The organism is uncultured Maribacter sp., from assembly GCF_947500985.1.
In the GTDB taxonomy this organism is placed as follows: Bacteria; Bacteroidota; Bacteroidia; order Flavobacteriales; family Flavobacteriaceae; genus Maribacter.
In genome coordinates this window covers 530,642-555,135 of record NZ_CANMTX010000004.1, presented here as the reverse complement: position 1 = coordinate 555,135, position 24,494 = coordinate 530,642, and the positions used below count along the sequence as shown (strand labels likewise).

Here is a 24,494-nt window from a genome sequence, read left to right as displayed (position 1 = left end):
TATCTCGTCAGCTTAATGACCTGAAGTCGCAAGACAAGTGAGATAAAAACCCATATCGCGGGGTAGAGCAGTAGGTAGCTCGTCGGGCTCATAACCCGAAGGTCGCTGGTTCGAGTCCAGTCCCCGCTACTAATAAAATCAAGCCTTTCAAGAAATTGAGAGGCTTTTTTTATGCTTGGGTACAACATAGGTACAACATTTCTTTGTTTTGCTAATCAAAATAAAAATTATCATTATTTGACATTAAAAACAGTCAATAGCAATTATTTGAGTACTACTCCCAAAGATTTTAAATTGTAAGTCCCCGATTTTCAGCTTACTTGGTTCAAACCATTACAAATTAAATTATTGTTAAACTCAATAAAAATTTTAAATTTTTATATATTTGTGCTAATGAAAAAAGTATCTCAAAAAATAATGTCAATCTTGATGGCGTTCGTAGTGTTATTCTCTACGATGTCATTTACCATTGATTTGCATTACTGTGGAGATACTATGGTCGATTATTCTTTCTTTCATAATGTGGAAACTTGTGGAATGAAAAAAGAGCAAGTTGTATCAACTTGTGAAAATCCAGAAATGAAAAATAAATCCTGTTGCTCAGATGAACAAATCATCATCGAGGGACAAGAAGATTTAAAAAATAATTTCAGCACACTCACATTTGAGCAACAGATTTTTGTTGCATCATTCCTTTACTCTTACATCAATCTTTTTGAAGGAACGGCATCAGAGGAGGTTCCTTATAAAGATTATCCACCACCATTTGTCATACGGGATGTGCAAGTCTTGCACCAGACCTTCTTAATTTGATTTATTAAACATTCGTGATTCGCCCTTCGATAACTATCGACTAGGGCTCAATTTGTTGTATTTGTATTTCTGTGTTTCAGGATTTCAAATCATTCGTAAATGTTTAATAATCAAAGTATATGCTTAATAAAGCTATCAAATTTCTTATCGAGAATAAGCTCGTTGCAGCTCTATTGTTATCCCTGTTTGTAAGCTGGGGAATTATAAGCACTCCATTTAATTGGAATACCGGAATTCTACCATCAAATCCTGTTGCCGTAGATGCAATACCAGATATAGGAGAAAATCAACAAATAGTATTTAGCAAATGGGTTGGTAGGTCTCCTCAAGATATAGAAGACCAAATTACGTACCCTTTAACAACCACTCTTTTGGGAATACCTGGAGTTAAAACTATTCGTAGTTCATCTATGTTCGGCTTTTCTAGTATTTACATCATTTTTGAGGAGGATGTTGAATTTTACTGGACTAGAAGCCGAATTCTTGAGAAAATAAATTCTTTACCAAATGGTTTGCTTCCCGATGGTGTCAACCCCACATTAGGACCTGATGCTACAGGATTAGGACAAATTTATTGGTACACTTTAGAAGGTCGAGATAAGGATGGTAATGTAACCGGTGGATGGGATTTACAAGAACTACGAAGCATTCAAGATTATTATGTTAAGTATGGCTTGGCTTCTGCAGGTGGTGTTTCTGAGGTTGCATCAATTGGTGGTTATGTGCAAGAATACCAAATTGATGTTGAGCCTGAAAAAATGCGTCAATATGGTATTGGATTAAGTGATGTCGTTAAGGCGGTTAAAAGGTCTAATCAAGATATTGGTGTACAGACTTTAGAAATGAATCAAGCGGAATATTTAGTTCGTGGCTTAGGTTATGTGAAATCTATTTCTGACCTAGAAGATGCTGTGGTTACTTCAAAAAACTTTACCTCAATTCATATCAAGGATATTGCGAATGTACATTTAGGCCCCCAAACGAGAAGAGGTATTCTAGATAAAGAAGGAGCTGAAGTTGTAGGTGGCGTTGTGGTTGCTAGATATGGTGCCAATCCATTAGAGGTAATTAACAATGTAAAAGAACAGATTGTAGAAATTTCATCAGGTTTACCCTCAAAAGTATTGAAAGATGGGAGAACATCTCAGTTAACAATTGTCCCCTTTTATGATCGTACAGAGCTTATTCAAGAAACCTTACATACGTTAAACGAAGCACTTACGCTAGAAATTCTTATTACTATTCTTGTAATTATAGTTATGGTGTTCAATCTACGTGCATCTATACTTATTTCGGGTTTATTACCGGTTGCAGTATTGATGGTCTTCATTGCCATGAAATTGTTTAATGTAGACGCAAATATCGTTGCTTTATCTGGAATTGCGATCGCTATAGGTACTATGGTAGATGTCGGGGTAATACTCGCTGAGAATATGATTCGGCATTTAGAAGATGAGAAACTGCGCTTTCAAGCAAATGGTGTAGAGTATACAACCAATGAAATTATATATAACGCAACGGCAGAAGTATCAGGGGCAATATTAACAGCTGTTCTAACAACGATTATTAGTTTTTTACCCGTATTTACAATGATAGGTGCAGAAGGTAAACTTTTTCGTCCGCTAGCATTTACCAAAACAATGGCATTAACGGCATCTTTGGTAATTGCACTTTTCTTGATACCACCAATCGCCGCATTTCTTTTTAGAAAGCGAAGTTTAAAAACAGCAACAAAATTCGTTATTAATGGGTTATTAATAATTCTAGGTTGTATCCCCATTTTTTATGGCTATTGGTTGGGCTTATTGTTAATTGCTTTTGGTGCTGTGGCTTTTTTAAAGATCAGGTCTTTTATATCATCGAAACAAGAGAATTTGACAAACATCGTACTATCAACGTTAGCGATTGTAATCTTACTTGCAGAATACTGGAGACCACTTGGGTTTGATCGTAGCATTATCATGAATTTGATTTTTGTTTCTATTATTTGTTTCGGTCTATTGGGAGTATTTACCGTTTTTAAAAAGTATTATGACCAAATTCTTCGCTGGGCTTTAGAGAATCGACTTCTTTTCTTAACGATACCAACAGTGATTTTAATACTGGGGGTTCTCATTATGAGAAATACTGGCAAAGAATTTATGCCTGCTCTTAATGAAGGCTCTTTTCTTTTGATGCCTACTTCTTTACCGCATGCTGGTGTTGAAGAAAATAAACGTGTTTTGCAACAACTAGATATGGCTGTTGCCAGTATTCCAGAAATAGAGACTGTGGTTGGCAAATCTGGTAGAACAGAATCTGCGCTTGACCCAGCTCCTTTATCTATGTACGAAAACATGATTCAGTATAAGTCTGAATATATGAGAAATAGTAATGGATTAAGGCAACGTTACAAGGTTAACGATGACGGATTGTTTGTCCTTAATAATGACAAGTATATCATCAACCCGAACAATGACATAAATGATGATGCAATTTATGAAGCTTCAAAACTAAAAACTACAGCTACTAACAGAGATTTAATTGCTGATGATGACGGAGAATATTACCGAAATTGGCGACCAGAAATAAACAGTCCAGATGATATTTGGAATGAGATAGTTAAGGTAACCAAATTTCCAGGTGTAACATCTGCCCCAAAATTACAGCCTATTGAAACTAGACTTGTAATGTTACAGACCGGTATGCGAGCTCCAATGGGTATTAAGGTAAAAGGTCCCGATTTAAAAACTATCGAAGATTTCGGATTGCAATTGGAAACCATTTTAAAGGAGGTGAATGGTGTAAAGAAACAAGCTGTTTTTGCAGATCGCATCGTTGGTAAGCCCTATTTACTAATTGACATTAAGAGGAAGCAATTAGCCCGTTACGGATTAACCATAATGGACGTTCAAGAGGTACTACAAGTAGCGGTTGGCGGTATGTCTCTTACGCAAACGGTAGAAGGAAGGGAACGATATGGAGTAAGAGTTCGTTACCCAAGAGAATTAAGGTCAAACCCAGAAGATTTGAAAAATATCTATGTTCCCATTAAAAACGGTACACAAGTGCCACTTGGTGATCTTGTAGATATAAGATATGAACAAGGACCACAGGTAATTAAAAGTGAGGACACCTTTTTAATAGGTTATGTATTGTTTGATAAATTAGATGGTTTTGCTGAAGTTAATGTTGTAGAAAGTGCACAAGCTCGAATTGAACAAAAAATCGAAAATGGTAGTTTAATAGTTCCGCAGGGTGTCAGTTATCGCTTTACCGGAACCTATGAGAATCAGATAAGGGCAGAGAAAACACTTTCAATCGTAGTGCCTATGGCGCTGTTAATTATTTTCTTGATATTATATTTTCAGTTTAAATCGGTAGCCACATCATTAATGGTATTTACAGGAATCTCGGTTGCATTTGCTGGTGGCTTTATTATGATCTGGTTATATGGTCAAGATTGGTTTTTCAATTTTAGTTTATTCGGAGAAAATCTACGAACACTTTTTAATATGAAAACCATTAACCTAAGTGTAGCCGTCTGGGTTGGTTTTATTGCACTGTTCGGTATAGCTACTGACGACGGTGTTGTTATGGCCACCTACCTAACCCAAACATTTGATAGAGAAAACCCTAATGATAAAAAAGGGATTAGACAAGCAACTTTAGAAGCTGCAGGCAAGCGAATAAGACCTTGTTTAATGACTACTGTAACTACCATATTGGCACTACTGCCTGTATTAACATCTACAGGAAAGGGAAGTGATATTATGATACCGATGGCCATTCCCATATTTGGAGGAATGATCATAGATATAACTTCCTATTTTTTGGTTCCTGTTCTGTATAGCTGGAAAAAAGAGTATGAACTTAAAAAAGTATACAAATGAAACAGTTAAATCTAGTTATTTGCTTATTCTTTCTAACTGCATTTGTTAATGCTCAAGAATTACAGTCTTTTATACAGGAAGCTGAAAGTAATAGTCCAGAGATACAAGCATACAATCTTCGCCATAACATAGCTGAAGAAAAAGTGAACGAAGCTAATTGGATTCCGAATACGGAATTTAGCGCTGGCTATTTTGTAAGTGAGCCAGAAACTAGAACGGGAGCTCAACGAGCACGTTTTTCAGCAAAACAAATGTTGCCTTGGTTTGGTACTATCACAGCTAGAGAAAATTACGCGAGTTCAATAGCTAATGCCGAATATGTAGAAATCGTAATCGCCAAGCGTAAACTAGCACTTTCCGTCTCTCAGTCGTATTACAGCTTATATACAACTAAGGCAAAGAAAAAAGTGCTCGACGAGAATATAGAGCTACTTAAGACCTATGAAAAATTGGCACTTACTTCCGTAGAAGTTGGCAAAGCTTCAGCGGTAGATGTGTTGCGATTGCAGATTAGACAAAACGAATTGCAGCAACAAAAAGAGGTGCTAGAGGAAACCTATTTGGGAGAGCAAACCGCATTCAACAAGTTGCTGAATCGAGATGGAAATACAAGTGTAACCATTCTCGAAGCATTGTGGTTGCCCAGTGAAGACATCTTTTACGCTGAAAATAACTTATCGCTTAATCCAGAGTTGCTTAAATATGACAAACTCTATGAATCCATAACACAATCAGAACTGTTGAATCAAGCCGAAAGTAATCCTATGATTGGTTTTGGACTGGATTATTTGCCAGTTTCCGACCGTCCTGATATGAACTTTAGTGATAATGGGAAAGATATTTTAATGCCGATGGTTTCGGTCTCTATTCCTATTTTCAATAAGCAGTACGATTCTAGAAGCAAGCAAAACGAATTGAAACAGTTAGAAATCAACGCTCAAAAAGAGAATCGATTGAATGTTTTAGAATCCGCTTTCGCGAAAGCGCAATCGCAACGTAATCAATCCAGAATAGCATACAATACACAAGCTAAAAATTTAAAGCAAGCTAAAGATGCTGAGCAAATTCTTATTAAAAACTATGAAACAGGCACTATCGATTTTAACGATGTACTGGATATACAGGAGCTTCAACTCAAATTTGAGTTGAATCAGGTGGAATCCATACAAATGTATTACATACAATCTGCACTGATTAATTACCTAATTAACTAACCGATGGAAAAGAAATTATTCATAAAAAATATGGTGTGTAATCGCTGTATTAAAGCAATTCAGAGGGATGTTGAAATATTAGGTATTCAATTAAAGCATATTCAATTAGGCTCTATAATCTATGAAGAGAGATATAAAGATGATTTTAATAATATAAAAACGATTTTAGAAAATAATGGTTTTGAAATTCTACTTGCTCAAGACCAGCAACTAGTAGAACAAATTAAAATTGAACTCATCAAGTTACTGCAAAAACTGCCTTTACAATTGGAAAAAACTCTCTCTAAATATTTAGAAAGCACGATGAGTATCGAGTACTCAAAAATCAGTAAGATTTTTTCATTTAATGAAAGTATAACTATAGAAAAATACTTTATCAAGTTAAAAATAGAAAAAGTAAAAGAGTTGATACAATTACAAGAAAACAACTTTACAGAAATTTCACAACTACTTGATTATAGCAATGTCAATCATTTAAGTAGGCTATTTAAGAATGAAACTGGTATGAGTTTAACGGAATATAAGAATAGTCAAAAAAGCATAAGAAACGCCTTAGACCAAATTAGGTAGATAAGAACCATAATTGTGATACAAAAAGCTTTAAATCAAGAGTAATTTCGTGTCTACAAAATAAAAGCTAAAATGAAAACTAAAATAATTTTGTTGTTTCTAATTGAGTTAACTACAGGTGTTTATGCACAAGACACACAAGGAAATATAGATAACCTTCCAGTAAGAGAACACACTATTACCTTGCGTGAGGCTACTGTGAATAAAGCAGGCAAAGATGTTGTGGGAATGACCGTTAACGGGACAATTCCCGGTCCAACTTTAGAGTTTACAGAAGGTGAATATGCAATAATATATGTAAAAAATGAAATGAGTGTAGAAACCTCAGTGCATTGGCACGGACTTTTACTTCCTAACTTTTACGATGGTGTACCGTACTTAAATACACCACCTATAGAACCAGGACATACACAGAAATACGAATTTCCTATCAAACAATCTGGAACCTATTGGTACCATTCCCATACAATGTTACAAGAACAAAGCGGCGTATACGGTTCCATTGTTATTCAGCCTAAAGAAAAAGTGTTGGATTATGACAAAGAATTGGTGTTGGTCTTATCTGACTGGACGAATGAAAAGCCGATGAACGTTCTGCGTAATTTAAAGCGTGGGAATGAATGGTACAGTATTAAAAAAGGAACAGCTACACCTTTAAATCAAGTAATTGCGCGTGGCGCTTTTGGAGCACAACTCAATTTTTGGAGGCAACGTATGGAAGGTGCAGATATAGCAGATGTATATTATCCTGCATTTTTAATTAATGGAGAAGAAAGCATTGACTATCCAGAATTTAAAGCTGGTGAGAAAATAAGACTGCGAATGATTAATGGAGGAGCTTCTACCTCTTTTTGGATGACGTTTGGAGGAGAGATACCTGTACTGGTTTCTTCAGATGGATTAGATGTGGTTCCTGTCGAAAGAAATAAAACTTTTATAGGAGTAGCCGAAACGTATGATTTTATTGTCACGGTACCAAAAGAAGGTAAGATGGAATTTAGAATTACTGCACAAGATGGTTCTGGTACAGCCTCTGCTTTTATAGGTAATGGTACAATTTTACCTGCAATGGATGTTGCTCGACCAGATAAAATCGGGATGATGCAGAAAATGGCTAAAATGGATATGAAAATGGGTGCACACGCCTTAAAATTTCAGCCAGGTAAGGATGAGCGTTTTGAGATGAAAGAGGAATACGGGATGCAGATGGATAAAATGGAAGGAATGAAAATGGATGGAGAGATGAAAATGGATCATTCTAAAATGAAAGGTATGAAGATGGATCATTCAAAAATGTCTGGAATGGATATGAAGAAAGACAAAACAATGTCTGGAATGAATATGAAGAAAGAGAATTCTATGCCAGGAATGAAGATGGAGGGAATGGATCTATTTGCCGAATACAATTATGATTATTTGAAGTCGCCCAGCAAAACAACATACGACAAAGATGTTCCCGTTAAGGAAATATTACTAAATCTTACTGGTAATATGAATCGTTACATCTGGAGTATGAATGGTGTACCACTATCTGAGGCTGATAATATCAAAATAAATAATAAGGAGGTAACGCGCATTACATTCAATAACCTGACGATGATGCACCACCCAATGCACTTACACGGTCACTTCTTTAGAGTACTTAATGAAAATGGAGAGTACTCGCCATTAAAGCACACGGTAAATGTGCCCCCAATGGAAGAAATGACTATCGAGTTTTATGGAAATAATGGCGATGAGGCTGGAGACTGGTTTTTCCATTGCCACATTTTATATCATATGATGGGTGGTATGGCAAGAGTAGTGTCTTATGATACGCCACGAGACCCAAGAATGGATGAATTTCCAGCTTCTAAAATTATTGAAGAAACCAACAAATGGTATTCTTGGGGACTGGTAGATGCAGCGTCGCATACTACTGGTTTTAATTTGATGACCTCTAATATTAGAAATCAATTTAATGCTTCTTTTGAATATGGATGGAATGAAAATCTGGAAGGAGAATTCACGTATGAACGGTATCTACACGATTATTTACGAGTTTTTGGTGGTGTAAACATTGAGAATTCAACACGTGATAGCTTAAATGAGTTTAGCACAACGGCAGTTGTTGGTGTTCGCTATTTAACGCCCTACTTATTCAATTTAGATGTGCGTGTTGATAATAAATTAAGACCAAGAATTGGTGTAGGTCGCAGTATAATGATTTTCCCAAAACTGTCTGTATTCGGTTATTATGAATACCAAATAGATTTAGGTTTCGTAGATGACCTACCTATGAATAAAGACTTTACTTCAGAAACAGTATGGAGTGCAGGAGCTGAATATATGCTATCAAGAAACTTTTCTCTTATGGCGAGTTACGATAACCGTTTTGGTGCCGGTGGAGGATTATCAGTAAGATTTTAAGTAAATAATATTAACAATAAAACAAATAAAAATGAAAACAATTAAAAGAAGTATTAGAACAGTAGCCTTAGTCGCTACAATGATTTTAACCGTGTCTTGTAAAGATGCTAATAAGAATGAAGCACCTTCGTCTGCTAGCAATGAAGTAATGCAAGAAAATATGGATAGCTCAAAAAATATGGCAATGAATAATTCTCAAAACGCAATGGCAGAAGCTATTTTAAAAGATTATTTTAATCTTAAAGATGCGCTAGTAGGAGATGAAAATGACAAGGCTAAGATGCTCGGTGGAACACTTGCTAAATCACTTGGCAATCTTGACAAGTCAACATATTCTGAAAGTCAGCAAAAGGAATTAATAGACATCATCGAAGATGCTACGGAACACGCTGAACATATTTCAGAAAGTGATATCAAGCATCAGCGGGAGCATTTTAAAATTTTAAGCAAGGATATTACAGATATGGTTGCTATTACAGGAACAGCGACTAAATTATATGAACAGTTTTGCCCGATGTACGATGGTGGAACTGCTTGGTTGAGCACCAAAGAAGAAGTAAGAAACCCTTACTATGGTAGCAAGATGTTGAAGTGTGGTAAAGTACAACGAGAAATAAACTAAATGAAGATTCTAAAAGTCATTGCAATTATTGCATTGGTCGTTCTTGTGGGTATACAATTTGTACCCACAGAACCTAATCAAAATGATGTAACACCACAAACAGATTTTATGTTGGTCAATGAAGTGCCAATTGCTATCCAGAATCAGTTAAAGGTGTCTTGTTACGATTGCCATAGTAATAACACTAACTACCCTTGGTATAATAAGGTGCAGCCAGTTGCTTGGTTTTTAGAAAATCATATTAAAGAAGGAAAATCCGAACTTAATTTCAATGAATGGAAAAACTATTCTGATAGGAAAAAAAATAGTAAGCTACGCTCAATTATTAAACAAATTGAAAATGGAGAGATGCCTATGGATAGTTATACGCTAATCCATAGAGGTGCTAAATTGGATTCTCTAGCAAAAAATGAGATTATCAATTATATGAATAATTTGAAAATAAAAAATTAAGTCCTGATTTGGGAGGGTAAATTCTTTGATGGTTGGTTAATAGACCTTCCCGCATCAGGCACAATATAAATTATATGAAACATACTTATCACATACACGGAATGACCTGCAACGGCTGTCTAAATCACGTAGAGCAAACACTTTATAAAGTGGAAGGTGTGACTAATGTTTCGGTAAATTTAGAAAAAGCTGAAGCATCTATCGAAATGGAATCTCATATTTCTATCGAGACGTTTCAAAAAGCAATGCAAGATGATGGTGGTTCTTATAGCTTACATAAATTAGGAGAGCATCATAAAGCGAAAGAATCCAAAAAGGAAAAGACCAAAGGCAAAGGAACTGGTACATTTTATTGTCCGATGCATTGCGAAGGTGATAAAACCTATGATAAATCTGGCGATTGTCCTGTATGTGGAATGGATTTAGTAGAAGAGCAAAATCTTTCTGTAACAACATTAGAACAATGGACTTGTCCTATGCATCCCGATATTGTTAAGGACGAAGCTGGAGCTTGTCCCATTTGCGGAATGGATTTAGTACCTATGCAACCAGACCTTTCCGCAGAAGAGAAGACCTATAAAAAATTACTGAAGAAATTCTGGATAGCTGTAGCTTTTACGTTACCTATTTTCTTAATCGCAATGAGCGAGATGATTCCCGATAATCCATTATACGATGTAATGGAACAAAAATCGTGGAATTGGATTCAGTTTGCATTATCCATTCCTGTGGTGTTTTATGCGACTTGGATGTTTTTTGAACGTGCGTATCGCAGTATCAAAACGTGGAATCTCAATATGTTTACGCTTATTGGCATCGGTGCTGGTGTAGCTTGGTTATTTAGTGTATTCGGGATGTTATTTCCTGATTTTTTTCCTGAACAGTTTAAGACCGAATATGGTGCAGTCCACGTGTACTTTGAAGCTGCAACGGTCATACTTACGCTAGTATTAATGGGTCAGGTTTTAGAAGCTAGGGCACACAGTAAAACCAATTCCGCAGTAAAGGAATTATTAAAGCTTGCGCCTAACAAAGCCGTACGTGTGGTCGATGGCAAAGAAGAGGAAGTTTCTATCGATACCATTGAAAAAGGAGATTTTCTACGTGTAAAACCAGGCGATAAAATCCCCGTGGATGGTAGCATCACGGAAGGTAGAACAACCGTAGATGAATCGATGATTTCGGGAGAGCCAATTCCAGTAGATAAGATTGAAAATGATAAAGTAAGTAGCGGTACTATAAACGGAAATCAGTCCTTTTTAATGAAAGCAGAAAAAGTGGGCAGCGATACCTTACTTTCTCAAATCATACATATGGTAAACGATGCTAGTCGCAGTCGTGCACCCATTCAAAAGTTGGCAGATACCGTTTCAGGATATTTTGTACCAGTAGTGGTCATCATTTCGTTAATCACTTTTGGGGTTTGGGCTGTTTGGGGTCCAGAACCGGCGTATGTATATGCACTAGTAAATGCCATTGCAGTATTGATAATTGCTTGTCCCTGTGCTCTAGGATTGGCTACGCCTATGTCCGTAATGGTGGGTGTTGGTAAGGGAGCGCAAAACGGTGTATTGATTAAAAATGCCGAAGCTTTGGAGAAAATGGACAAGGTAGATACCTTGATTGTGGATAAGACAGGTACGATAACCGAAGGGAAACCAACCGTTGAGAAAATAGGAGTTTTTGGAGACAGATTTAGCGAAAGCCAGATGCTACATTTAATTGCATCCCTAAACAGTTCTAGCGAACATCCACTTGCCGAAGCTACCGTGAAATACGGTAAGAAACAGAATGTTGAAATATCAAAAACAGAAAACTTCAGCGCAGTAACCGGAAAAGGCGTAGAAGGAACGGTTGATGGCAAAAAATTAGACTTAGGAAATGCCAAAATGATGGAATACGCAAAAGCCACCATTTCATCAAAAATGGAAACCGAAGCGCAATCCTTTCAAAGACAAGGGAAAACAGTTTCTTATCTGGCTATAGATGGCGAAGTATCAGGCTATGTAGTTATTGGAGATAAGATTAAACAAACAAGTGCCAAAGCAATCAAGGAATTACAAGATCAAGGCATCGCTGTGATAATGCTAACAGGCGATAACCACGATACGGCAAAAGCCGTAGCGAGCGAACTTAATCTTGCTGATTTCAAAGCAGGTATGTTGCCAGAAGACAAACTTAAAGAAGTAACAAAATTGCAGGAACAAGGCAAAGTTGTCGCAATTGCTGGCGATGGTATCAACGATGCACCGGCTCTTGCCAAAAGTGATGTAGGTATCGCAATGGGAACAGGAACCGATGTGGCTATTGAAAGTGCTATGATTACCCTTGTAAAAGGAGATTTACACGGCATTGTCAAAGCAAAGAATTTAAGCCACGCCGTAATGAAGAACATCAAGCAAAATCTATTTTTTGCATTGATATACAATACCCTCGGTGTACCCATTGCAGCAGGAGTTTTATTCCCATTTTTTGGAATATTATTATCGCCAATGATTGCCGCTTTAGCAATGAGTTTCAGTTCGGTTTCGGTAATTGCAAATGCGCTAAGGCTGAGAACAAAATCAATTAATTAAAAACTAAAAGCCATTAGAAATGAATTCAAAAGAGAACAATCACGGAGAAATGAAAAAAGGAAATTACTCAAAATTTGTTGGTATGCTCGTGGCATCCTTTATAGCAATGTACATCACGATGTATCTAAACACCTATGCAATCGAACACGTATATTTTAGCCTCACAAGGTTTTATATGAGCTGTTTAGGTATTGCAGCGATGGCCATAATAATGTTTGTGGCAATGCGAAATATGTATCAAAATAAAAAGAAAAATGTTACCATAGTTTTAGGAAGTATTGTTCTATTTGTTGGTGCGCTAGGACTGGTACGTGACCAAAAATCAACTGTGGGCGATGTACTCTGGATGAAAGCTATGATACCGCACCACTCGATAGCAATATTAACCAGTGAGCGTGCAAATATTCAAGACCCTGAAGTGAAAAAATTAGCCAATGATATCATTAAAGCTCAAAAGAAGGAGATAGAAGAAATGAAACAAATGATTGACCGATTGCAAAATCAGAAATAGAGCGTTCGAGCAGTCTTTTCGCTATATCTTTTGTTTGCAGAAATAGCAAAAAAAGGATGCCGCTACTATCCCTAACACACATCGTGCTACACATTAAACAATTTTTATTATGAACAAAAACATATTATATATAGCAGTCGCAGTAATAGTGGGATTATTTGCAGGCTGGCTCATTTTCGGAAATTCTGAGATTGATGTTGACGCAAGCAAGGATTCGTCTAATATGTCAGATTCCCACAACCACTCTAGCGATACGGCAAACCAAATGTGGACTTGCTCAATGCACCCACAGATTATGCAACCAGAAGCAGGCGACTGTCCTATATGCGGGATGGACTTGATACCTGCTGAGTCTGGCGCTGAAGGTCTCGCTTTGAATGAGATAAAAATGACAGATAACGCAATGGCGCTGGCCAATATTCAAACTACAGTTGTAGGTAGTGGTGCACCTTCTGATGAAGACGGAATGATCTCACTCTCAGGAAAGATTGCTACAAACGAAGAAAATAACGCTGTACAAGCAAGCTATTTTGATGGTCGTCTGGAAAAATTGAATGTAAGCTATGAAGGTCAAAAAGTAAATCGTGGTCAATTACTGGCTACTATTTATGCGCCTAATTTAGTAGCGGCACAACAAGAGCTTTTAACTACGACTGCTTTAAAAGAATCGCAACCTGCTTTGTATAAAGCTGTGCGAAACAAGTTGAAACTCTGGAAGCTTTCAGAAAGTCAAATTAATGCTATTGAAACTTCTGGGAAGGTTCGTGATAATTTCCCCATTTATGCTACTGTTTCAGGAACTGTCTCAGAAGTTGCGGCAAGAGAAGGAGACTATGTAAAACAAGGTCAACCAATTTTAAAAGTGAGTAATTTGAATTCAGTTTGGGCAGAATTTGATGCCTACGAAAGTCAAATCTCTAATCTAAAAGTAGGTCAGAAAATGATGATAGTAACCAATGCCTATGCCAATAAAGAATTTGACGCCACGATTTCTTTTATTGACCCTATGCTGAACAACGCAACGCGTACTGTTACCGTAAGAGCAACACTTAAAAATATAGATGTCCTATTTAAGCCAGGAATGTTTGTCACGGGCAAACTCAAAGGAGAATCCAAAATGAATGACGATTTAATTACCGTTCCTGCAAGTGCAGTGATGTGGACAGGAGAACGCTCATTGGTGTATATAAAGACCAATCCTAACGAACCAATTTTTGAAATGCGTGAAATTGTGATTGCGAATCGTAATGGAGAAAATTTTAGGGTAAAAGAAGGGCTTGAAAATGGCGATGAAATCGTGACAAATGGAACATTCTCAGTAGATGCCGCCGCACAATTACAAGGGAAAAAATCGATGATGAACATGAGCAAAAAGGAAACATCGGATATGTCATTGTCTCAAATGATAATAGACTTACCATCAAGTTTTCAGAAGGACTTTGAAAAAGTGCTCACATCCTATCTTCAAATGAAAGATGCATTTGTCTCAAACAATGCTAACCAAGTTGCCGCTTTTGCAAAAGAGACATCCAAGGCCTTAAAATCTATAGATATTAGTGGTTTAGGAAAGATGGAGCAAGCACACTTAAATAAAACTATTAAAATGTTTGACGCCATTGTAGAAAATGATAATCTGGAAAATCAACGTGACCATTTTGTAATTCTGAATGAAAATTTAGTGCCCATTGCTATGAATATTGAGAATGTTGATCCCATACTATATTTGCAAAAATGTCCTATGGCAAATAAAAATAAAGGTGCTTTTTGGCTAAGTAAAGATAAGGATATTCGAAATCCATATTATGGAGATGAAATGTTGACTTGTGGAAGTATCATTAACATAACTAAGTAAACTGTCAAAGAATAGAACACAAATTTTTCAAATAGTCCAGATTAAAATAGTTTAAGCTAAAACCTTAGGAAAGATAAATTTTTCTAGGATATAAAAAGAACCAAACTATAGAATTAAAGAAATAAATGTTATAGCACACTAGCAAATGAAAAAAATAATTAAAGAATTCATTGGAGCAATTTTGATTAAGTTACAACCCCAAAAAGTTGAAATATTAATAAAAAAAGGCATCAGTTTTAATGTCAAAAATGAACTTAGTTTAAATGAACGTTTCATGCGTTCGGCACTTTTAAAAAATGCCGAAAAAAACCAAGACTTCGATATGCTGGCAGATTATCATGAAAATTTTTGGAAAGAGACAGGTAGAAAATATTTTTCAGATAAAGAGAATGTATTGAAAGATTTTTTTCTTCCTAATTGTTTACCAGTATTTGAAAAGCTTCAGAATATTTTAAAAGATACATCACATGAATTTCACACCATTGTCGAGATTGGAACAGGCAATGGGGATGTTTTAGATTACTTGAGCGCTGAATTTTCACAAATTGAAAGATTTATAGGTATTGATTTAAGTGTTGAGCAAATTAAATTTAATAAAAAACAGTATGTTGAGAATATTAAAATCGAATTTGTAGCCGCAGATGGATTTGATTGGATTAAAGAAAACGGAACCAATAATATGATAATCTTTACTTCAGGTGGTGTCCTAGAATATTTTTCAGAACAACGATTGCAAGAGTTCTTTTCTTACCTAAACAAATTAGGGACTTCAATATTTATTGCAATTGAGCCCATTGGAGCAAATATTGACTTTAGCAAGAATCCAAATTCTCAACCTTATGGTGTTGAGCGATCATTTTCTCATGATTATGCACGCCTTTTTAAAAATGCAGGTTTTAATTTATGGCACGAGTCTAAGGCACCAGGCAAGATGCATGAAGATTATTTTGGGGTTTTTGGAGCAATAAATGAATGTTATTCATTAATAATTACATAGAAATTGACGTTTAATCCAACATAACAGTTCGAATAAACAAAAGGTCTTGTATAAAAAAATGATAAGACTATCTTGGCAAACGATTTTTTTACAAAGAGATTAAATCAAAATAACACCAAACCATAACTAGAAATTTACTGATGACCACAAAAATGATAGACTTTTTAAAGAGGTACGAAATATGGGTGTTTTTAACACTTGCACCAATGCTGAATTTTGTAATAACTTTTGCTAAAAGCAAAGGCGTAATAGAATTTTTCCCGTACACCAATGGTCGCTTTTACGCTTTAATGTTTTTGTTGTTATTTATTGTAAAAATTACAAAAGGTAATGAAGGCATAAAGAATTTATTTAGACCTATGCTAGTTTGGAAAGTACACCCAAAGTGGTATGTATTTAGCTTACTGTTCGCATTTACCATAGGTTTAATAACTTTAGTAATTGTAGCTTTTTATAATGGAGATATGTCCATTCTTGATTTCGAAATTTATATACCTACCTTAAAATTCACTTTGTTTCTTTTGTCTTGGGCATTTCTAGGTGAAGTGGTATGGATTGGTTATGCATTTCGTGAACTTTCGAAAATTACTAAACCATTTTACGCAACTCAGGTTATCGGCTTTGTATGGTCTTTATGGTGGCTACCTTCCGTTTATATAAATGTTGGTGTAATTGAAGACCTTCCTGTATGGCCGTTGTTTTTAAATATGATGGGAGCTGCTGGTATGTGTGCTATTGTATATTCAAAAACCAGAAGTGGAATATGTGTATTGGTAATACAATCGATGTTAAATATGTCTCTTGTTTTGTTGCCGATTTCACCAGATGCGGGTGACCATACCTATACTATATTTGCGGTTCTTTACTTTATAATAATGTTGGTCTTTATGTATTTTATGCCACCAAAGATAGATTCTAATTCATTGAAATTGTAGTCTTTCTTATTAATCAATTACTTTAAAAAATTTTAAATATTATCCGTCAGCACATACCCCAACATTCCGCGAAGAGCTTCATTTCGGGAAAAGCGCTTCATTAAAGGTCTTAGACACAATCCCAAAGATTCCGATTTCCACTACGCTAATCCCGCCCAAAAGCAGGAAACGCTTCATTCCCAATCTACATATTTGAAATTTAGTCCGCTTTAAATTCTGCTAAAGAGGTTAATTCGTTTTCACAATCCGTTCAGCACATTCCCCTACATTCCTTAAAAAACTTCATTCCGTGAAAAGAGCTTTTCTACAAATGTCTTGGACACACCTATTGTTTTGCTTCCTTCATTACGTTAACCCGAACCGCTACGCTGGTTTGGGACACTTCATTTCGTCAGAAAAAATAGGTAAGTCCAACAAAACATCGGAAAGCCATCGGCTCGATTTTCTTAACAGGATTTTCGGCGAAGTCTTTTTGAGCCTTCACTCGAAAATCCTTAAAAACCAAACCGCTGTCTTACACATTTTAAGGGGTTTATAATGGATAAAGCCTTTGTTGTTTTTCGGGTCGTCGAAAAACAGGCAGAACATAACCAATTCTAGATTAAACCCAGCTACTTATTTCGCTTAACTATCGGTACGCTTAAACGCAACTGCGTTTAAAAGAATTGCTAATGCCCTTATGGAACTTGTCAAGACTATACAAGTTTTAGTGAAAAATAAGGTTTCTACTTCCTTGAAATTCCAAGGAATTTACTACGTCGCAAACACACCTGATTTATTCCCGAAAAGTCTTGACAAAACCCACTCTATCCATTGTGCGGTGCACAGAAGAAAAGAACAAACACCCCTTAAAATTTAATTCAGTTTAAAACAAATAAGGGAAATATAAACCAGTCTGTAATAAAGCAGACACAAATCTTTTTATTATGAGTACTATTAAAAATTACGTACAGTTAATTGGAAACGTTGGACAAGAACCAACCATTACGAACCTTGAAAGTGGAAAGAAAGTAGCCCGTTTTTCACTCGCCACAAATGAGTATTACAAAGATGCCAAAGGCGAAAAACAAACTGACACTAATTGGCATACGGTAGTTGCTTGGGGCAAGACTGCCGAAATTGTAGAGAAGTATGTCATTAAAGGTAAAGAAGTTGGAATATCGGGAAAACTTAAAACCCGAAGTTATACAACCGATAAAGATGAGCAACGCTACGTTACCGAAGTGGTAGTCGATGAAATTCTATTACTTGGAAACAAAGACGACAAGTAAATCTTAAAATGAAAGAGGGCGTAACCGTCGAAAGATGCGCCCTCTTTTTCATTATTCACACTTTAAATAATATGTACAATGAAAGCACAAGTTAACGAAATCAAAGAAGGATTGCAACATTTTCACGGAACGAAAATGTTCTATCAAATCCCATTATTAAGAACACGTTTTACCGACGGACTGAAATATTTATCCGAAGTTGCTGAATGTTTTTGGCTCATTACCGATACATCCGTAATCGCAAAAAGTCTGATGAACCGAAGCGAATTTGTAACCATAGACTTTAAAAGATTGTCCGAAGAAAAACAGGATTTTACAGGTTATGAAGCTGAAATTATTTACACAGATGGCAACGATAATATTTTAGAAAAACACGGCTATCGTGTAACCGATTTTCCATTGGATGAACTGCGGTTATTTTTTGTAAATGATACGCTGATGTTACCTAGCGAATATTAAATTTTCAAATTATGATTTACATTAAATTTCAAGATTTGAGCGAGGAAAAACAAGAGGAACTTTTACAAGTTTCGAGAGAACACGTTACACATCTTTTTGGGGAATCCATAAAAAAGTATGTGGAAGAAACCGGTGCAGATTATGAAAAATTGATAGATGAAGAAATGATTAAAAACCTATACTCATACAGTTATGTTTTCAATATCTGAAACTTTAAAGTTTTATTTAAAACACCTCTGAATTTTTAGAGGTGTTTTTGTATGTAATTAGTATCAAGTCAATAAAAAAACGTATCTTTAATTTTGCTGAAATTCAGCATTCAAATTAAAGTAAGGTTATCCATTTTTTACTTTCGCCGATAACCATACACATCGAAAAATAACATATCGGAAAATCATTTTCCTAAAATGGCAATCAGCTTTTTGAGCTGGATTGTATGGATTTTTGTTCGCCTGTGGCGAACGAAAAGGAATAGCAAGAGGGTAACACGCTGCGCGATGTTTCGGATTCCTTTTCGTTTTCAAATAGCTGATTACCAGCGATTTGAATATATTTTAATTTTCTGACAATCAGAGATTTGCGACAAACGAGCTGTAAACGCCCATTTTTAGGGAAGATTTTGCGACAAATCGGCGAAATATGGACTCATTTATTGGAATTAGATTTAAAAAGGAAACTGCAAAACGTTTCCAGACTTTCTCACGCACTTACTTCAAATCGCACACCGAGGCAATGTCCACGATGCTCGATTTTTTCTTCTATAACGAAATATCGCCAAAGGAAAAATTAGGACCAACAGGGCGAACCATCGAAGCCAAATTACTTAAAAGAATCAATGCTGTAATTGCCATAATGAGGGATGTGGAAAAGACACAAACCAAACCTACGGTAGCGATGATTCAATCTCTTTTTCAGACAGAAGAACCAAATGAAAAGCCTCTGATTGTGGAAAAGAAATATGCCAAAGAGAAAAAGGAAGTACGCTTTCGTGAAAAGAAAAACCCAAGTAATCAACTTTAAATTTTTGAGCTATGTACATCACAATAACACCTCAAAAATTAGGCGGCACTTATAGTCAGGGTTCAGCGGATTTTGTAGGCTATTTAGAGAAAGAAAATCAAGGTTTGGAACAACAAGATGTAGAACACTTTTTTAACCTATATGGCGATGAAATTTCCGCTGAAGAAGTGGTCAAAGAAATTGATGGAAATACCGCAAAATTAAAAAAGAAAGAACCCAAGTTTTATTCGATTACGGTCAGTCCTTCAAAGTATGAATTACGAAAACTAAAGAACAATAGCCAAGATTTAAAAACCTACACGCGTGAGCTGATGAAGGATTATGTTGCCAGTTTCAACCGTGAAATTAATGGGCGACCTATAACTATTGATGACATAAAATACTATGCGAAAATTGAACATCAACGAACCTTTAAAGGCACAGATATTCAGGTAAAAGAGAACCAACCTTTCGCGACAGAAATACTTCAGCTAAAAACAGAAATCCGAAATATTCAAGATGGACGAGCAAAAGGGAATATTAAAAAGATGAACAGGGAAATTGCCAAACTGGAACGCCAAGCACCGCATCAACAAAATGGAAAACGCATTGTCCAAGGAATGTCAAAAGATGGAAACCAAAGTCATATCCATATTATCGTAAGCAGAAAGGATGCTTCCAATTCGGTAAGTCTTTCGCCTGGTAGTAAACACAAAGCTTCTGAAGTAGAGATGCACGGCAAAAAGGTAAAGCGAGGTTTTGATAGGGATGCCTTTTTCGTTAAAGCGGAAAAGACGTTTGACAAAACTTTTGGATATAAACGCAATTTTGCCGAGACCTATAAAGCAAGAAAAGATTTTGTTAAAAACCCTAACCTCTATTTTGCTGCCTTGATGAAACTACCAGCTAACGAAAAGGTATTGGCTTTTAAAATGATTACAAAAACAGGCTTGCCAGTAATACCTAGTATTCCTTTAAGCCAAGCACAAATTGCGCTTCGGGTTTTCAAACGGTTAAGACGTGGTGCAGAAATAGCAATTAAATCAAGTTCCATCGGAATATAAGTAGTATGCAGATAGATAATATCATAACGACACTTTCAATTATTGGTTTTACCAGTACTGTTTTCTATGCGATGTTTCGGGTAAGTAAGTTTGCGTTTCTTTTGAATATCGCAATACTGTCATTTTTCGTATTCTATGTTGCTGCTGGAAATGAATTAACATTCATTTTGTTGTATCTAGTTTGTCCGATACTATTAATTAATACAGGACTATACGTTTTTCTGCATAAAACTGAAAATTCGCAAAATGGCGATAGTAAATACCAAGTCAACTTTGCTACGAGCAAAGGGAATTTTAAATTGGATAATATTAAACGTGGCGCATCCGTCATCGGATCCGCTGGAAGCGGAAAAACCGAAAGTGTCGTTTACGGATTTCTTAAACACTTCCAAAAAGAAGGCTTTTGTGGAATCATTCACGATTACAAAGATTTTGAATTGACCGAAATGGCATATCCACTTTTCAAGGATAGCGATATTCCATTTAAGGTCATTTCCTTCGATAAAATCATCCATAGGGTAAATCCTATTGCGCCACGCTATTTAGAGAACGAGGAAAGCGTCAATGAGGTGTCAAGGGTGTTAATCGAAAACCTTTTAGAGCAAAGAGAAAGCGGAACAACTGGCACGACAAAATTCTTTAACGATGCTGCAGAGGGGTTGATTGGTGGTTTGATTTGGAAACTGAAAACGGAATATCCAAAATACTGTACGTTACCCCATTTGATAGCTGTTTATCAATTCCTTGATACAAAAAGCCTAATCCAGTTTCTGGAAACCAACACCACCTCAAGGGCGATGGCAGATGCTTTTATTAGTGGCAAAGATTCTGAAAGACAGACTGCTGGTGTAAAAAGCACCTTGGCCAATGCGCTCAAACGAATTAGTACCCAACGTATTTTTATGGCATTGTCCGCAGACGAAGTGCCATTGAATATTAATAGCGAGGAAAATCCATCAGTAATTTCAATAGTGAACAACCCAAAATTTGAAACCTCCTATTCGCCCGTCATCGCTACCATCATTCATACTATTACCAAGCAAATGAGCGTGCGGAATTCAAAACCATCATTTCTATTAATGGAAGAAGCGCCAACCATACGACTGTTGAATATGCACCGTATTCCGGCAACATTACGTAGTTATAACATCTCAACTATTTATGTGATGCAAGACAAAATTCAGAATGATATGATGTATGGCGATAAAGCAAGTAAAGCGATTTTGAGCAATTTATCCTATCAATTCTTCGGTAAGGTCAATGACCCAGATACCGCTAAATATTACGAACGCTTTTTTGAAATTATTAAAGACCCAACCAAGAGTATCAGTCGAGGACATAACCTTGATTTTGATACGCGTATTACTACGGGCGAAAAGGAAATTCCAAAGATTAGAGCTTATGTTTTCTTCAGGTTGAAACAAGGCGAATTTATTACTTACGCGGATGGAAAGGATAAGAAAATTCAATTTAAATTGGATGATATTCAAAGAGAATTACCAAAGGAATCGAAACAGTTTGCACAGGCTGATTTAGCAGCTAATTTTGAACGGGTTTATGATGAGGCGCGTTCGATATTTGAAAAGCGACTGTATGTGAGTTAAAGTAGCGACGTTCTTTGTACTCTTAGCAAAAAGCGGATTTTGTAAAGAGTGTGGCATTTTTGAAGCATACTTTAATGAGTTTGACTGCAATAACGAAACGAAGCACAACAAGTATAATGTTAAGAGTACATTTAAACAATCGTTTAATTATACTTTTTTAGTTCCGTAAAAGGTGAATTACCGGAACTACTAAAAAGAACGACAAATTGAACTGGAAGCGAATATGTTAGCAACATTTTCAAGTCATTTCGTAAAACGGCCGTTTTAAAGAACTAAAATCTATGTATTTTATTTCTTTACTAACCCCACTTCATCTTCTGCAATCGCACCGCATTCAATATAGCTAGCAACGCCACCCCCACATCCGCAAAAACGGCTTCCCACATTGTGGCAAGTCCACCAGCACCAAGAATAAGAACTATAATCTTTACACCAAATGCCAAACCAATATTTTGCCAAACAATTTTTCGGGTAGAACGCCCAATTTTAATTGCTCTTGCGATTTTTGAAGGTTGGTCCGTCTGGATAATGACATCCGCCGTTTCAATGGCAACATCGCTACCCAAACCGCCCATCGCGATACCTACATCACTTGCTGCCAATACCGGTGCATCGTTGATACCGTCGCCTATGAAGGCAACCTTCGTATCTGGTTGTGCTTTGAGCTTTTCGACTTCGTTCAATTTATCTTCCGGTAATAGACCGCCCTTAGCCCAATCTATGCCCAATTCTTTTGCGACCTGTTGAGTTATGGAATCCTTATCGCCCGAAAGCATAATGATTTTGGAAATCCCAGAATCCCTAATTTGCTTTATGGCTTGGTGCGCATCTTCCTTTAGTTCATCGGCAATGGTCACATAGCCCGCAAATTTTCCATCAATGGCGACCATGACGATGGATTCCACAATGTCATTGGTTGCAGATGGAGCTTCGATGTTATTTGAGGTCATCAAAGCCTTATTCCCTACCAGAACAGTCTTACCATTAACCGTTCCCAATAAGCCTTTTCCAGCAACCTCAGAAACATTCGTGGCATCTAAATCTGCACCTTCAGCTTTATATTCCAGAATTGCTTTTGCAATAGGATGGGTAGATTGTTCTTCCATTGCCATCAAGTATTTCATAAATACCGCTTCCGAGAAATTGGAACTGTTTATTACTTCCTTAATCTTGAAAACACCTTTGGTCACGGTTCCCGTTTTGTCCATTACCACAGTAGTCACTTTGGTCATTGCATCCAAAAATGAAGCTCCTTTAAATAGTATACCGTTGTGCGAGGCTGCACCCAGACCACCGAAATAGCCGAGAGGAATCGAGATGACCAATGCACAAGGACACGAAATCACGAGAAATATTAAAGCTCTGTACAGCCAATCACGAAACACATAATCATCCACGAAAAAGTAAGGCAAGAATGTCAGACCGATAGCGAGAAAAACAACGATAGGCGTATAAATCCTTGCGAACTTCCTTATAAATAATTCCGTCTTTGATTTTCTTGCAGTCGCATTCTGTACCATATCAAGAATTCGTGCAATGGAACTATCTTTAAACTCTTTTGTGGTCTCGATTTCGATTACACCATCGAGATTTATGCTTCCGGCAAAAACACTATCTCCTTTGGCGATAGTATCGGGTTTGCTTTCGCCTGTTAAAGCTGCGGTATTAAATGAACCTTTATCAGAAAGCAGAATACCATCGAGTGGTACTTTTTCGCCCACACGCACCTGAATCTTTTCGCCTATCTGAACAGTCTCGGGATTGACCGAAATGAAATCGCCATCACGGTTTACCAAGGCTTCATTAGGGCGCACGTCCAATAATGCTTTTATATTTCTTTTAGCACGGTTAACAGCAGCATTCTGAAACAGTTCTCCAACGGCATAGAAAAGCATTACCGCAACACCCTCGGGATATTCGCCTATGGCAAATGCGCCCAAGGTTGCAATGGACATTAGAAAAAATTCTGTAAAGAAATCGCCATTCTTGATACTGTTCCATCCTTCTTTTATGACTGGAAATCCAACTGGAATATAGGCTACCGTATACCAGACAACACGAATCCAACCCTTAAAAAATGGAAAAGCATCGAAATAATCAATGGCGATTCCTGCTATCAACATTACAAAGCTAAAAATCGCTGGTAAATAAGTTCTGAAATTGGAGGCTTCTTCTGGACTGCCGTGATTGTGTCCGTCATCGTGATTGTGCCCGCCTTGGTGTTCCTTTGGGTCTAAATCCCGTAAGTTTACTTTTTTCTTTTTCATGAGTGT

The 24,494-nt window shown here is 36.6% G+C and carries 19 protein-coding genes and 1 tRNA gene; 19 read left to right on the top strand and 1 reads right to left on the bottom strand.

Going from position 1 to position 24,494, the window contains the following annotated elements:
- Positions 1-56 precede the first annotated feature (56 nt).
- From Q0871_RS11715 to Q0871_RS11625, 19 genes are all read left to right on the top strand, one after another.
- Positions 57-129, top strand: a tRNA-Met gene (locus Q0871_RS11715).
- A gap of 264 nt (positions 130-393) precedes the next feature.
- A complete protein-coding gene (locus tag Q0871_RS11710) occupies positions 394-813 on the top strand; it encodes a hypothetical protein (protein ID WP_299323151.1) in 420 nt (139 codons plus the stop codon).
- A gap of 119 nt (positions 814-932) precedes the next feature.
- A complete protein-coding gene (locus tag Q0871_RS11705) occupies positions 933-4,685 on the top strand; it encodes an efflux RND transporter permease subunit (RefSeq protein ID WP_299323146.1) in 3,753 nt (1,250 codons plus the stop codon).
- The gene (locus Q0871_RS11700; RefSeq protein ID WP_299323141.1) at positions 4,682-5,899 is read left to right on the top strand and encodes a TolC family protein; all 1,218 of its coding nucleotides are present in this window, start codon (positions 4,682-4,684) and stop codon (positions 5,897-5,899) included. Before Q0871_RS11705 ends, Q0871_RS11700 begins: the two co-directional genes overlap by 4 nt.
- Before the next feature lie 3 nt (positions 5,900-5,902).
- Positions 5,903-6,469, top strand: a complete 567-nt coding sequence (locus Q0871_RS11695; protein WP_299323136.1) for an AraC family transcriptional regulator — start codon at positions 5,903-5,905, stop codon at positions 6,467-6,469.
- Between the two features lie 72 nt (positions 6,470-6,541).
- Positions 6,542-8,878 carry a multicopper oxidase domain-containing protein gene (locus Q0871_RS11690; RefSeq protein WP_299323131.1) on the top strand — a complete coding sequence of 779 codons (2,337 nt, stop codon included), beginning with the start codon at positions 6,542-6,544 and terminating at the stop codon, positions 8,876-8,878.
- Positions 8,879-8,909: 31 nt separating this feature from the next.
- Positions 8,910-9,500, top strand: a complete 591-nt coding sequence (locus tag Q0871_RS11685; RefSeq protein WP_076546995.1) for a DUF3347 domain-containing protein — start codon at positions 8,910-8,912, stop codon at positions 9,498-9,500.
- Positions 9,501-9,953, top strand: coding sequence for a heme-binding domain-containing protein (locus Q0871_RS11680; protein WP_299323083.1), 453 nt, complete (start codon positions 9,501-9,503; stop codon positions 9,951-9,953).
- A gap of 74 nt (positions 9,954-10,027) precedes the next feature.
- Positions 10,028-12,529 (top strand): heavy metal translocating P-type ATPase, encoded by a 2,502-nt coding sequence (locus tag Q0871_RS11675; RefSeq protein WP_299323079.1) that lies wholly within the window; start codon positions 10,028-10,030, stop codon positions 12,527-12,529.
- A 19-nt stretch (positions 12,530-12,548) separates the two neighbouring features.
- Positions 12,549-13,040, top strand: coding sequence for a DUF305 domain-containing protein (locus tag Q0871_RS11670; protein WP_299323075.1), 492 nt, complete (start codon positions 12,549-12,551; stop codon positions 13,038-13,040).
- Between the two features lie 109 nt (positions 13,041-13,149).
- Positions 13,150-14,892: an efflux RND transporter periplasmic adaptor subunit gene (locus tag Q0871_RS11665; RefSeq protein ID WP_299323071.1), complete on the top strand. Its 1,743-nt coding sequence runs from the start codon at positions 13,150-13,152 to the stop codon at positions 14,890-14,892.
- Positions 14,893-15,037: 145 nt separating this feature from the next.
- Positions 15,038-15,889, top strand: coding sequence for a class I SAM-dependent methyltransferase (locus tag Q0871_RS11660; protein ID WP_299323068.1), 852 nt, complete (start codon positions 15,038-15,040; stop codon positions 15,887-15,889).
- Positions 15,890-16,029: 140 nt separating this feature from the next.
- Entirely contained in the window at positions 16,030-16,824 is a 795-nt protein-coding gene (locus tag Q0871_RS11655) for a CPBP family glutamic-type intramembrane protease (RefSeq protein ID WP_073240383.1), read from the top strand.
- A 926-nt stretch (positions 16,825-17,750) separates the two neighbouring features.
- On the top strand, positions 17,751-18,095 hold the full coding sequence (locus Q0871_RS11650) for a single-stranded DNA-binding protein (RefSeq protein WP_299323061.1): 345 nt from the start codon (positions 17,751-17,753) through the stop codon (positions 18,093-18,095).
- 78 nt (positions 18,096-18,173) lie between these two features.
- A complete protein-coding gene (locus Q0871_RS11645; protein WP_299323057.1) occupies positions 18,174-18,554 on the top strand; it encodes a DUF6876 family protein in 381 nt (126 codons plus the stop codon).
- 11 nt (positions 18,555-18,565) lie between these two features.
- Positions 18,566-18,763, top strand: a complete 198-nt coding sequence (locus tag Q0871_RS11640; protein ID WP_299323052.1) for a hypothetical protein — start codon at positions 18,566-18,568, stop codon at positions 18,761-18,763.
- A gap of 430 nt (positions 18,764-19,193) precedes the next feature.
- Positions 19,194-19,574, top strand: coding sequence for a BfmA/BtgA family mobilization protein (locus tag Q0871_RS11635; protein ID WP_299323047.1), 381 nt, complete (start codon positions 19,194-19,196; stop codon positions 19,572-19,574).
- 11 nt (positions 19,575-19,585) lie between these two features.
- Positions 19,586-20,617, top strand: a complete 1,032-nt coding sequence (gene mobB, locus Q0871_RS11630; protein ID WP_299323043.1) for a MobB family relaxase — start codon at positions 19,586-19,588, stop codon at positions 20,615-20,617.
- Between the two features lie 5 nt (positions 20,618-20,622).
- Positions 20,623-22,221 carry a type IV secretion system DNA-binding domain-containing protein gene (locus tag Q0871_RS11625; RefSeq protein WP_299323041.1) on the top strand — a complete coding sequence of 533 codons (1,599 nt, stop codon included), beginning with the start codon at positions 20,623-20,625 and terminating at the stop codon, positions 22,219-22,221.
- A gap of 299 nt (positions 22,222-22,520) precedes the next feature.
- Here the strand turns inward: Q0871_RS11625 and Q0871_RS11620 are convergent, their stop codons facing one another.
- On the bottom strand, positions 22,521-24,488 hold the full coding sequence (locus Q0871_RS11620) for a heavy metal translocating P-type ATPase (protein WP_299323040.1): 1,968 nt from the start codon (positions 24,486-24,488) through the stop codon (positions 22,521-22,523).
- Positions 24,489-24,494 lie beyond the last annotated feature (6 nt).